We start from the raw sequence: 13,031 nt of genomic DNA on the forward strand, positions 1-13,031 counted from the left end.
GGCATTTTACGACAAATAAGTTATATAATTATTATATTATATAACTTATTAAAATTAAATACATTCATAGATGTATTATATACCTTTCAAGCTGATATGCAATTCTTTTAAACTCCTCTATACCTAATGTCTCCGCCCTTGCGTAAGGGTCTATCCCTGATCGGGTCAATACTTGTGTCATCTCGTCCTTGTTTATATCAAATATCCCGGAGCGATGCAGTGAATTTATCAATGTCTTACGTCTCTGGGAGAAGGCAGCTTTTACAGTCTTAAAAAAGGCCTGTCTGTTATCCTTCTCAACCAGCGGCTTGTCCAATACTTCTAGCTTTACCAATGCAGAGCCCACCTTGGGTTTAGGCATAAAAACATCAGGTGGAACTGTGAAAGCGATGTCAACTTGTGCGTAGGATTGAACTGCCACTGATATGGTACCATAATCCTTGCTCCCGGGATTTGCCTTGAGCCTGTCCGCCACTTCTTTTTGCATCATCACCGTCATACTTTCTATATCATAACCTTCCTCCAGCAACCTCATTATTATAGGGGTTGTTATGTAATAAGGAAGATTGGCTACCACCTTAAAAGAATGGCTGTCAAATTGATGTTTTATTATATCCTGCAGATCTGCTTTCAATATATCATCATTTATTATACAAACATTATGGTAATCAGCCAGTGTATAGTTCAAAACAGGCAATAAACTTTTGTCTATCTCCACTACAACTACCTTTTTGGCCTTTTGTGCAATAGCTTGTGTCAGTGTTCCTATCCCAGGGCCTATCTCAAGAACATAGTCATGCCTGGTTATACCAGAACTTTGAATTATCTTGTTCAATATATTTTGGTCGATGAGAAAATTCTGCCCCAAAACCTTAGAAAATTTAAAATCAAATTTTCTGGATATATCTGTTATCACACTTGGCGAAGTAAGCTTTTCCATTATTTTTACCCCCTCTTCCATATAAACAGATAAAAACCAGGGGCGATACCCTGGTTTTTATCTATCTCAGAATATAAACTTCTACTTTCTTTCTACCAAAAGATCTGGCCTTGCTCAGGCTATCCATATACAGGTCGATCCTATTTCCTTTGATTGCACCCCCGGTATCTGCAGCAATCGCAAATCCATAACCGGATATATAAAGTCTTGTACCCAACCTTATGACCCTAGGATCTACTGCAACTACTCCGTGTCTTACTCTCATCCCGGTACTCGTTCTACCATATCCACTATCTCCCGAACTCTTGCCGGTGCTCTCTTTGCCTGCAGTATAAGCAGTAGCAACCATTGTAATTGATCTATCGTATCTTACCTTTTCTCCCCTGGATGTATAGAAGGTTTCTATGGTACCTTCCTCGACTATTCTATCAACCGGCTTTGCTACAACTTGCTCTGAAATAAGCTCCCGATCAACCGCTACTCCATCTTCGTAAGTTACCAAATATCTTCTCTCCAGCTTACCTTCTTCTCCCTTTTGGATAACCTTTGTGTCTCCTTTATCCATGGATGTATTTTTCTTTACAACAACCTTATATCCTATAGATTCATGGTCTTTCAATTCTTCCTGTGTAACTCTGACAACTTGGATGTTACAGCCATTGTACACTCTAGCATCCAATGCCATATTCACTTTATCCATGTCGCTGAGCTCCACATTTGCCTGTTTTAATGTTTCGGATACAGTATCCTCAGTAGAATATATTTTAAACGTCTCGCCATCCGCTGTTATTTCCACTTCTTTTGCTCTTATTATTTGTACTCTAGTACTATCTTCCAGTTCTGTACTCATGGAAGGAACTACGCGATCGCCAGGTTTTAATTCAATATCAAGACTGCCAATCAGATCCTCCACAGTTTTTTCAGTCGTTGTTACCTGAATGCTCTGACCGTTATCTACAACTTCTACTTCTTTCTTTGCATTCTTCAAAGTTATAATGATAAAGGCAGATATCAAAGTAACCACTATAAGGGTGATTATCAGAGCTTTAATCAACTTGCTCCCTTGGACACCCTCTGTACTAGACTCCATCTTTAACCCTCCTAAAAATTAAATTTGGAGCATCGGGAGTTGCTAGATTATTTTATTACATTTCTTTTACGTTGTCAAATGTTTTCTTAATATTTTCTTAATATTTATGCATACATTTTTAATATTATGCCCAAGTTTAATATCTTTAAACCTTTTATATGCAAAAAATTAGCGCACTTAAAGTGCACTAATTTTATTCTTCTTGCTGACGATCTTCTAAATAATCCATACAAGGCATTCCTTTAGGCATCATAGGGTACATAGCCGGGTGCATCATGGGGTAGTCTGAACAGTAAGGTTTAATCATAGGTATAATGCATTTCATAGCTACGATGAAAGGACACATGCCGTAACCATAACCCGGACCCGGACCTGGCCCAGGACCGCATTCCGGCATTGGCGGACATCCAGGTTTAGGCTTAGCCGGGCAGTGCATCCAATCATCCATCATGTCGTCTTTAGGTGGGTACTTTCTATCATCCACGTCTATTCCTCCTCATATTATAAGGTTTTCAATAATATAATATGAAGGAAATCAACAAAAGTGATTATTTATTTATTCCAAATAACTTTTTAGCATTATCCGATGTGATACAGGCTACCTCTTCAAAGTCCATATCTCTCAATTCAGCAATCTTTTGTGCCACATATTTTACATATCCGGGAAAATTCCTCTTACCTCTATAGGGTACCGGTGCTAAATAAGGACAATCAGTTTCTATAAGCATGCGTTGGATAGGCATCTTTTTAACCACTTCCGGTAAATCCCCTGCTTTTTTAAAGGTGATTGTACCCGTAAAAGATATGTACAGCCCCATATCCAATACCTCTTTTGCCATCTCCCAATCAGCGGAATAGCAGTGCATAACTCCACCTGATGGGAAGGGCCTGTTTTGCCTGAGTATGTTGAGGATATCCTGGTGGGCATCCCTGTCATGTATTATAAAAGGCATATTCAAATCTTTTGCAAGGTTTAATTGTTCAACAAACCGCTCTTTTTGAACCTGACGGGGAGATAGATCATAATAATAGTCCAGCCCTATCTCTCCAATAGCAACTACCTTTTGTTCAGAGGCCATTTTTTGCAATGTGAGCATATCTTGATCCCTCATATCAGCCACCTCATGAGGGTGTATCCCTACGGCGGCAAATATAAAATCATAGGCTTGAGCGATGGATACAGACTTTTTGGAAGTAGCAATGTCAGAACCCACGTTTATAACATTGGACACTCCCCATTCAAGTATATCTTTTATTACATCTTCTAAATCTGAACTGAACCTATCATCTTCTAAATGTGCATGACTGTCAAAAAGCATAATTTTGCCTCCTAGCTCACGGTAGTACCGCTATCTATAGGACGATCCACTGTTCCCAATGACAATATGTTTTCATCGGAAGCAGCCAGTATCATACCTTCAGATAATATGCCTCTAAGCTTTACCGGCTTTAAGTTAGCCACCAATATAACCCGTTTGCCCACTATATCTTGAGGGGTATAGTGCTCTGCTATCCCTGATACCACCTGTCTTTTCTCATCTCCCAGCTTTAATTGCAGCTTGAGCAGCTTATCAGCACCTTTCACCTTTTCAGCAGCTACAACTTCTGCCACTCTTAAATCCAACTTTTCAAAGTCCTCTATAGTTATTTCATCCTTAATCTTGGGCTCATCCTTTTTATTTTCCGGCTTTGCAACTTTTTCAGTAACCTTTTCCATCGCTTTTAATTCCTTTTCAACATCCAGCCTTGGAAATATTGCCTGCCCACGTTTTACCTTGTTCCCTGCCGGAAATGCCCCAAAGCTTTTTATACTATCCCATTCAGTAAACGGTCCTTGTTGTATCCCTAGCTGTTCCCATATATTAAAGGGCGTATTAGGCATGAAGGGCTGTATCAATACCGAAACCATCCTGATACATTCGCATAGATTATACATTACAGTACCCAGTCTACCCTTGTTTTTCTCATCCTTTGCAAGGGCCCAGGGCATTGTCTGATCTATATATTTGTTAGTTCTGCCTATAAACTTCCATATATCACTCAAAGCATCGCTAAACAGCAGTTTATCCATCAATTCTTCTACATTGGCCACAGTATCCCCTGCAAGACTTTTGAGCTCCTTGTCTACCTGCTGTTCATCCTCCTCCGGCTGGGGCACCACCCCGTCAAAATACTTATCCACCATGGCGATGGTCCTGTTTAAAAGGTTGCCCAAATCGTTTGCTAAATCCGAGTTTATCCTGTTTATCAAGGCTTCATTGGAAAACACTCCATCAGAACCGAAAGGCACCTCTCTCAAAAGAAAATATCTGATGGCATCCACACCGTATCTATCAACTAAGACTACCGGATCCACCACATTGCCCTTGGACTTGGACATCTTGCCACCTTCTAATATCAGCCATCCATGACCAAACACCTTTTTAGGAAGTTCCAAGTCCAGTGCCATCAGCATAGCAGGCCATATTATCGTATGAAATCTTATTATCTCTTTTCCCACAAGATGTATATCTGCCGGCCAGTATTTTTTAAACTCCGAATCATCATCTGTAAGATACCCTAGAGCAGTAATATAATTGGAAAGTGCATCTATCCATACATATATAACATGTTTTTCATCAAAGGTAACAGGTATTCCCCATTTAAAGGAAGTCCTGGATACACATAAGTCTTCCAAGCCCGGCTTTAGGAAATTGTTTATCATCTCATTTTGCCTGGACTGGGGCTGTATAAAATCAGGATGGTCCTGTATGTGTTTTATAAGCCTATCCTGATACTTGGAGAGCCTGAAGAAATAACTCTCTTCCTTTACCAGCTCCACATCCCTTCCACAGTCGGGGCATTTCCCATCCTCCAGCTGTGTTTGAGTCCAGAAAGATTCGCAGGGAGTACAATACCATCCTTCATATTCATCCTTATATATATCCCCCTGATCGTATAACTTTTTGAATATCTTTTGTACAATTTCTTTATGCTGTCCATCAGTGGTTCTTATAAATTGGTCATTTGATATACCTAAAAGATCCCACAACCGGTTTATACCTTCAACTATTTTATCCACATACTCTTTGGGTGTAACGCCATTTTCCTTGGCTATTCTCTCTATCTTTTGTCCGTGCTCATCTGTTCCTGTTAAAAACTTTACATCATATCCTAACAGTCTCTTAAATCTAGCCATTGCATCTGCTGCTACAGTAGTATAAGAATGCCCTATGTGCAATTTATCACTTGGATAGTAGATAGGCGTAGTAATATAGAATGTGTTTTTTTGCTCCATCGTTATTCCTCCCATAAATTTATATTAAAAAAGTCCTTCCCACCTATAAAATATATAGGGGCGAAGGACTTGTATTCACGGTACCACCCTAGTTCGCTGCCGATTCACACCGGCAACCTCTTTAAGTGACATTCATCACCTTGTATGTATAACGGATACAAATCCGTTGAAACCTAATCCTACGACTCAGCTTCACAGTTCCGGGGCCATATTCAGCATATCCTCCAGCTACCGGCTTTCACCTAACTCCGGCTCTCTGTACAACCTTTAGACAGGCCTACTCTTCCCTTCACTACCTTTTCATGATATTTATTATAAATCACTATATATAATTTTCCCCCTTTTGTCAAGCATTTATCCAAAAACTAGGGTGCATATCCATACAGAGGCTATAACACCTACAATATCCGCAATTAATGCGGCTTTTAATGTATATCTGGAATTTCTTATTCCCACTGCTCCGAAGTATACTGCCAAGGTATAAAATATAGTCTCCGTGGATCCCATCATGGTAGACGCTATTCTTCCCACCGATGAATCTGCACCATAATTTTTTATTATGTCCGCCACCATCCCCAAAGATGCACTGCCGGACAAAGGACGCATAACCGCTAGGGGCAACACTTCAGAAGGAATTCCTATAAGTTTGGCTATAGGGGTCAATGCAAATATCAAAAGATTCATAGCACCTGACTCTTTAAACATGGTGATAGCTATTATCATAGCCATCAAATAGGGAATCACCTTTACAGCTGTCATAATACCTTCCTTCGCTCCTTCTATAAAAGCTTCATAAACTTTTACATCCTTAACAATCCCGTAGATCAATATGACTAAAATGATAGCAGGTATAGCCCAGCTTGAAATAGCAGAAATAAATTCAGCCATAAGCTTACACCCTGTCAAACCTGTGCAACAATTTTGCCGCTGCAACTCCTGCTATCGTAGAACATATAGTTGCAGCAAGGGCAGTGCCTATTATATCCTGAGGGTTGGCAGAACCGGCAGAACTTCTTATGGCAATAACAGTGGCAGGTATCAGCTGAACAGAAGAAGTATTTATCACCAAAAACATGCACATAGAATGTGTAGCAGTATGTTTTTGTTGGTTGAGACTTTGCATATCCTTCATGGCTTTTATACCTATGGGAGTAGCAGCATTTCCCAAACCCATCATATTGGCAATTATATTTGCCGATATAGAACCTATTGCAGGGTGTCCTTTGGGAATATCAGGAAATAAAAAGCATATAACCGGCCTCATCTTATCAGATATCTTATCCATCAAACCTGATTTTTTTGCCACATTCATAAGTCCCAGCCAAACCCCCATCACAACCATCAGATTGACAGACAATTCAAGGGCAAATTTACCTCCATCCAAAGTAGCCCCGGTTATTTTATCCACATCACCATTCATAAATGCAATCGCTATGCTGATGACTATCATGGCAAACCATATTTTATTAACCAATATTATCATTCCTCGCATAAAATAATTTATTATATAACAAAATAAACATCGAATTAACTTTTTATGTCTGACATAAGAAAGTTTCAGAAAATTTAATATTTTAGGTAAGTAAAAGATACCTATATATAATAAGAATATGTTTAAATTGATAGTTTTTAGAACTGATATAAATACTGAAATGAAAAGCAAATATATGGACAGAATATCTATATAATAGTGCTATGAAAAATCAATATTTCGTAACTTTTACAGATTTTTTACAATTGCTGCTATTTTTTTTAATTTTAGTATTGACTTTAATTACCATTGTTGGTAGAATAAAATTATACAAAATAATGTCGAATCTTGTTGAGAAAGGTGGAAAAAACATGATGAAGTCAACTGGTATAGTTAGAAAGGTAGATGAGCTAGGAAGAGTTGTCATCCCTATAGAGCTGAGACGTACGTTAAACATAGCAGAAAAAGATGCTCTAGAAATATATGTAGATAATGAACACATTATACTAAAAAAGTATGAACCAGCCTGCATATTCTGCGGAAATGCCAGGGATATTGAAACTTATAAAGGAAAGAATATCTGCAAAAATTGTCTGCAAAATATTAGCGAAACAAAGTAAATGCAGAATGTCAAAACCGGGAAGTTTAACCAACCTCCCGGTTTTGCACCCTTATATAGCCTTTAAAATATCTAGTTCATATCTATACTATGCTTATAAACTTCCCTTTTTGGTATATCCCTATCCTTTGCCACCGCCTTTATGGCATCCTTTTTTGTCAGGCCTCTATTCAAATACAGGGTGATATGCTCTTTTATACTGATATCCACATCAAATTGTTGCTGCTGCATTTCTTGTGGAGCACCCTCCACAACTATTACAAATTCGCCTCTTATCCCGTCTTGGCTGAAATGTTTAACGGCATCCGATATGCTGCCCCTGTATACCTGCTCATGTAATTTGGTAAGTTCCTTTGCAACTGCAACCTTCCTATCTCCCAATACCTCCCAAACATCTTCCAGCATTGCGCACAACCTGTGGGGAGCCTCGTAAAATATAATGGTGCGTTGCTCTTGACCTATCTCTTCTAGCCTCTTTCGCCTATCATTTTTAGCAGAAGGCAAAAATCCTTCGAACACAAACTTGTCGGCAGGCAATCCTGATAATAATAGTGCATTTATCAAAGCTGTAGGCCCTGATATCACCGACACTTTGATGGAATTTTCTACAGCCAGCCTTATAAGCTGTTGTCCAGGATCAGAAATACCCGGCATACCTGCATCAGATACTAGGGCTACGTTTTTCCCTGATTTCATCTGTTCTATAAGATTTCTTCCACTTTCTGTTTCATTGTGTTGGTGATAGCTGACCAACTTCTTTTTTATATCCAGATGGTTCAATAATTTTATCGTCCTTCTGGTATCTTCCGCGGCCACTATATCCACCTTTTTCAATACCTTTATAAGATTAAAGGTAATATCGTCTAAGTTGCCTATAGGTGTACCGCATATAAATAATTCACCCACATTTTGCGTCATAGCTGTTCACCTTTTTGATAGATATTTATTATATCCTCAGTATATTCTCCATCATCCTTATAGATATATAGAGGACATTCCAGTTTAAAGTCAGGCTTTGAATGTTTTACCCCTTCTATCAAAACCAGCTTTGGAGGCTTGGAAACAAAAGAATGTACCATCTTCATCCTCTTTGGCTCTATACGCATGTTTCTCATGCAGTAAAGTGCATCTACCATCCTGTCCGGCCTGTATACAATATAAAATCTGCCTCCCGGTTTCAACAGATAATCTGCTGCCTTTATTGTATCCTGTATTGTACATTCTATCTCGTGTTTTGATATTGCCTTTGCTTTATTAGGGTTTATCTTACCCCTTCCAACAGGCTTGTAAGGAGGATTTGATACCACCGCATCAAAAGATGCCTTCTCCAGCACATCTTGTATCTTTTTTATATCATAATTTATAATCTCTATCCTGTCATCTATATCGTTTAACTTTACACTCCGCTTGGCCATCTGTGCTACCTGTTGTTGAATCTCCACCCCTACTATCCGAGCTGCCTGGGTTCTGCCGGACAGCAGTAAAGGAATTATGCCTGTTCCTGTACCTAGATCAGCTACCAAATCGTCCCGTCTCACATACGCATAGGCTGACAAAAGCACAGCATCCATCCCAAAACAAAAAAAATCTTTGTTTTGGATTATCTTCAGACCTTTTAACTGTAGATCATCTATTCTTTCATTACGTTCAAGCTCTATATCCATTAAATCCTCCATTTATCGGGTATTACAAAAGAGATTGTATATACTTCTCTATCTGTTCTTTTGTCATGGGGCCGGGATGTGAAAAAGCCACATATCCCTGCTTATCTATAAAGTAGGTAACAGGGATACCCCTAACACCATACATAGTTGTAGATACACCTTGTTCATCAAGGGGTACAGTAAAAGTATAACCTTCTTTGTCAATATAATCAACAACGTCCTGAACCCCATTCTTTTCTGATGTGGTCAGGTTGACTGCCAACACCTGCAAATCTTGCTGGTATTTCTCATGGGCCTGCTGTATCTCAGGCATTTCCACTGTACAATATCCGCACCATGTAGCCCAAAAATTCAGCATTACTACCTTACCCCTATAATCAGATAATTTAACTACCTCCCCTTCTAGGGTTGTCAATTCAAAATCAGGGGCTTGCGTCTTATTTGGTTGTTGGTCTGCCGACTCATTTTCATTGTCAACTGCATCATCTTCAGCTATTTCACCCTCTAGCTTTTGACTGCCGCCACATGAAGATAAAATCGTCAATAATAAAGATAAAACAATAATTAAGATAAAGATATTATAAGGCTTTTTAAACATGATGTATTAACCTTCCTTTCGTTTTTTTATCATCCTATTGATGCCAGCCGGAAAAAATAATTGGTATAAACCATTATTCCTAAAACTATCAAAAGTATTCCGCTTATAAACTTGATTGTATCCATATATCTATACATGCTCTTCATTCTAGAAGATGCAGTACCTAATATAAAAGTTATTATAAAAAAGGGTATTGCCATCCCCATGGAATATATAAAAAGCAAAAATGCTCCTCTAACTACTGTTGCCTGATTCCCAGCCAGTATCAGGACTGATGATAATATAGGTCCTATACACGGGGTCCAACCAAAGCTAAATGCCATCCCTATCAACAACGACTTTGTAACTTTAGGAGCAGTATTGCCTATGGAGGCATCAGCCCTTTTTTCGTAATTGAGAAACTTTATATTTATAATACCGGTCTGATGTATCCCTAATATGATGATTACTATTGCCCCTATTTTCCTTATTATCTCATTGTGTCTAGTTAGAAAAGCACCTATCATCCCTGCAGTAGCCCCCATCAAAATAAAAATTACGGTAAAACCTGCTATAAATGCTATAGAATTGATCAGCAAAGTATTTTTCCTTTTTGCACCTGATACCTCCATATTGCCTGCGAGATAAACTATATATACTGGTATCAAGGGAAGTACGCAAGGTGATAGAAATGATATTATCCCTTGTATAAACACAATTATGGCTGATATATCCGTATTCATATGCAACACCTGCCTCCAATCTATTTTATGCGTTATTCATTTAATATACCCCCGGGGACTATATATAAAACAAAAAAGTCAACAAAAAAACGAGGGTTCAATTATAATTCCCTCGCCTTTTTATCTTTTTAATATTTTATTCTACCTTAAATTTATCCACGATGTTCTGGAGCTCTGCAGCCATATCCGAAAGCACACTGGCCGAGGATACTATCTCCTGTAATCCTGCAGTCTGTTCCTCTACTGCTGCGGATACTTCCTGACTTCCTGTAGAGAATTGTTTTGAAATAACGGCGATATTGCTCACAATCTCATCCACATCGTTCAATTGCTCTACCATCTGTTCTATCTCTTTGGATATCTCCTTTACTTCTGCATCTACATCCCCAAAGGTTGCATTTATCTCTTTAAATGAACCTGCAACATCTTCTGCTGCCTTTTCTCCTTCCTGTATCTCCTGTACGCCTTCCTGCATACTCGAGCTGACTCTCTTTGTATCCGACTGTATCTCTTTTACAAGATCGGATATCTTCTCGGCAGATTGTCTTGAACCTTCTGCAAGCTTTCTAACCTCTTGAGCCACCACTGCAAAACCTCTTCCATGTTCTCCGGCCCGAGCGGCCTCTATAGACGCATTTAGAGACAAAAGATTGGTTTGTTCAGCTATATTGCCTATTACATAAATGATTTCACCAATGTCCATAGACTTTTTATTCAGCTCTTCTAGAGCTTGTGCTGTAAAATCTATTTTCTCTTTTATAGTATTCATCTGTTCTATCAGTATCTTGGTCCTTTTATCTCCGCTATCGGCGGCTTTTAGTGCTTTCCCTGCTGAATCTGTTATCTCCTTGGATCTCTGCTCTATTTGGCCTGAACCTTTTACCATGTGGCTGATATTTTCTGCCGCATTGCCGGTCTTTTCCGATTGTTCTACCGCACCACTGGCCATCTGTTGTACAGTAGTTGCTATCTGTTCACTTGCCTCGCTGCCCTGTTCAGCACTGGCAGTCAATTGCTGTGAAGAGGCGGCAACCTGAGAACTGCTATCTCTTATACTATTTATAAGATCTCTTAAATTGTCAGCCATCTTGTTAAATGATTGGGCAAGTACAGACAACTCATCACCTGTTTTTACTTGTATATCTTCTGTGGTTAAATCTCCATCAGCTATCATTTCTGATGAGTTAGCTATTTTAGTCAACGCATCTGTGATGGATTTTGAATAACGAATTCCGAACAAAATGCTGGCTATCGCAAATACAGGTATGAGTATTACAATGCAAATCCCCAACAAATTGCTCTTTTTATTGATATTCTGTCTAATCTCTATGCCGTAATCCAATTCACTTGCTATATAGTTTCTAATATTGTCGTCTATAAATCCTGATACTTTTTTAACCTGATCCAGGTTTTCCACTGCGCCTGAAAAATTGTCATCATCTCTGAAATCCATGGCTTTTATCGTTCCATCTTTAAATCTCTTCATCAGATTGACAATACCTCTAGCCATTGTCTTGCTCTCTTTGTTTTGCACTAATGTGTTATCCCTAACCTTTTCTGCTATTGGGATAAGCTGGTCTATCCCTTTTTCTACATTGTTCCTGCCTTCTTCCGATGGTTGAAGTATATATTCCCGAGTATCTTTATATAATTGCTCAGCCTTCTCAGGCACTTCATTTGCTATAATGAGATTTTCCATAATATGGTCATAATCTTTTATAGCTCCCCTATAAAAAACATAGGTTATAATAGACAATGTTGTAATCAAGAGAGTGACTACCAGAAATGCAGCTGTTAGTTTGGCTTTTATCGAACCATTAGATTTTTTGGTTTTGCTCTTCAACTTTTCAAAACTAAAGTTGAACCTCCCTTTACCCAGTTTTACCATATAAAACGTCCTCCTTCTCTAAAAGCCTTCTCCTTTGTTCCCCCTTTATTTAAGTTCGACATATTTCCTGAATTCCCTTTTTTAACCTTATAAATTTTTACAAATTTTTTAAAGGTATACAAAAACATAGTCCTCCCAAGTTGGGCGGACTATGTTTCGAGGTGTTGATGATTAGTCTATTAATATGCTCTTTATTTCATCTGCTAGTGCCTTGGCTGTCCTCCGCATAACTGCATCATCGAGCAACAATTGCTCTTCTTTAGGATTGGTATGAAATCCACGTTCTATCAAGAATACATAAGGTACCTCGTATAAAGTTGAATCCTCTTCCAATCCTGCGTGATTTGCCGCTCTGTCTATCACTGTATAATAATCAAATCCTGGTCTTTCTGTACTTGGTCTGGTTTTAGCACCTCTAAAATTTATCCCCATTGCACTAGCTACTACACGTCCTAGTCTATCTGCAACATTTTTGCCTACATCGGCGGTTCTATTGATGGAATGGAATACAGTCACTCCGCCTGCCACACTGGTTATTTTAACATATTCCCCACTTACATACCTCTTTGCACCGATTTTATACCAACCATCCTCGATAGAGTATATGGATACGGGAGTGCCTCCAGATAATTTTCCTACTTCACTATAATTTGTTCCTGGACCGCTTCTTACTCTTAATGGCAAATTGCTATTAGTGGTTACTCCAGTAGGAGTAGCTGCATCGCTATGTATGGATAAAAACATATCTGCTTTATTGTTTAT

14 protein-coding genes and 1 other annotated feature are annotated in these 13,031 nt (G+C 38.7%); of the genes, 1 reads left to right on the forward strand and 13 read right to left on the reverse strand.

Going from position 1 to position 13,031, the window contains the following annotated elements:
- Nucleotides 1-64: 64 nt before the first annotated feature.
- From rsmA to PHP06_04100, 7 genes are all read right to left on the reverse strand, one after another.
- Entirely contained in the window at nucleotides 65-940 is an 876-nt protein-coding gene (gene rsmA / locus PHP06_04070) for a 16S rRNA (adenine(1518)-N(6)/adenine(1519)-N(6))-dimethyltransferase RsmA (GenBank protein ID MDD3839731.1), read from the reverse strand.
- Nucleotides 941-1,001: 61 nt separating this feature from the next.
- Nucleotides 1,002-2,030, reverse strand: coding sequence for a ubiquitin-like domain-containing protein (locus tag PHP06_04075; GenBank protein MDD3839732.1), 1,029 nt, complete (start codon nucleotides 2,028-2,030; stop codon nucleotides 1,002-1,004).
- Nucleotides 2,031-2,223: 193 nt separating this feature from the next.
- Nucleotides 2,224-2,514 (reverse strand): hypothetical protein, encoded by a 291-nt coding sequence (locus PHP06_04080; GenBank protein MDD3839733.1) that lies wholly within the window; start codon nucleotides 2,512-2,514, stop codon nucleotides 2,224-2,226.
- A 64-nt stretch (nucleotides 2,515-2,578) separates the two neighbouring features.
- Nucleotides 2,579-3,349: a TatD family hydrolase gene (locus PHP06_04085; protein MDD3839734.1), complete on the reverse strand. Its 771-nt coding sequence runs from the start codon at nucleotides 3,347-3,349 to the stop codon at nucleotides 2,579-2,581.
- Nucleotides 3,350-3,360: 11 nt separating this feature from the next.
- Nucleotides 3,361-5,307 (reverse strand): methionine--tRNA ligase, encoded by a 1,947-nt coding sequence (gene metG / locus PHP06_04090; protein ID MDD3839735.1) that lies wholly within the window; start codon nucleotides 5,305-5,307, stop codon nucleotides 3,361-3,363.
- A 53-nt stretch (nucleotides 5,308-5,360) separates the two neighbouring features.
- Nucleotides 5,361-5,609, reverse strand: a binding site (T-box leader).
- Nucleotides 5,610-5,661: 52 nt separating this feature from the next.
- Nucleotides 5,662-6,195: a spore maturation protein gene (locus PHP06_04095; protein ID MDD3839736.1), complete on the reverse strand. Its 534-nt coding sequence runs from the start codon at nucleotides 6,193-6,195 to the stop codon at nucleotides 5,662-5,664.
- Between the two features lie 4 nt (nucleotides 6,196-6,199).
- Nucleotides 6,200-6,781 (reverse strand): nucleoside recognition domain-containing protein, encoded by a 582-nt coding sequence (locus PHP06_04100; protein ID MDD3839737.1) that lies wholly within the window; start codon nucleotides 6,779-6,781, stop codon nucleotides 6,200-6,202.
- A 371-nt stretch (nucleotides 6,782-7,152) separates the two neighbouring features.
- On the opposite strand from PHP06_04100, the gene PHP06_04105 reads away from it, so the two are divergent.
- Nucleotides 7,153-7,398, forward strand: a complete 246-nt coding sequence (locus tag PHP06_04105; protein ID MDD3839738.1) for an AbrB/MazE/SpoVT family DNA-binding domain-containing protein — start codon at nucleotides 7,153-7,155, stop codon at nucleotides 7,396-7,398.
- Between the two features lie 71 nt (nucleotides 7,399-7,469).
- Here PHP06_04105 and rsmI read toward each other — a convergent pair whose 3' ends face one another.
- From rsmI to PHP06_04135, 6 genes are all read right to left on the reverse strand, one after another.
- Nucleotides 7,470-8,315, reverse strand: coding sequence for a 16S rRNA (cytidine(1402)-2'-O)-methyltransferase (rsmI, locus tag PHP06_04110; GenBank protein ID MDD3839739.1), 846 nt, complete (start codon nucleotides 8,313-8,315; stop codon nucleotides 7,470-7,472).
- Nucleotides 8,312-9,061 (reverse strand): tRNA1(Val) (adenine(37)-N6)-methyltransferase, encoded by a 750-nt coding sequence (locus PHP06_04115; protein ID MDD3839740.1) that lies wholly within the window; start codon nucleotides 9,059-9,061, stop codon nucleotides 8,312-8,314. The genes rsmI and PHP06_04115 overlap by 4 nt, the downstream gene beginning before the upstream one ends.
- Before the next feature lie 22 nt (nucleotides 9,062-9,083).
- Nucleotides 9,084-9,659 (reverse strand): TlpA disulfide reductase family protein, encoded by a 576-nt coding sequence (locus tag PHP06_04120; GenBank protein ID MDD3839741.1) that lies wholly within the window; start codon nucleotides 9,657-9,659, stop codon nucleotides 9,084-9,086.
- Between the two features lie 29 nt (nucleotides 9,660-9,688).
- A complete protein-coding gene (locus PHP06_04125) occupies nucleotides 9,689-10,381 on the reverse strand; it encodes a cytochrome c biogenesis protein CcdA (GenBank protein ID MDD3839742.1) in 693 nt (230 codons plus the stop codon).
- Nucleotides 10,382-10,517: 136 nt separating this feature from the next.
- On the reverse strand, nucleotides 10,518-12,269 hold the full coding sequence (locus tag PHP06_04130) for a methyl-accepting chemotaxis protein (protein MDD3839743.1): 1,752 nt from the start codon (nucleotides 12,267-12,269) through the stop codon (nucleotides 10,518-10,520).
- A 171-nt stretch (nucleotides 12,270-12,440) separates the two neighbouring features.
- Nucleotides 12,441-13,031, reverse strand: a 591-nt coding sequence (locus tag PHP06_04135; GenBank protein ID MDD3839744.1) for an SH3 domain-containing protein, incomplete at its 5' end; no start/stop codon positions are given.

It is taken from the genome of Clostridia bacterium, assembly GCA_028698525.1.
GTDB lineage: Bacteria > Bacillota > Clostridia > JAQVDB01 > JAQVDB01 > JAQVDB01.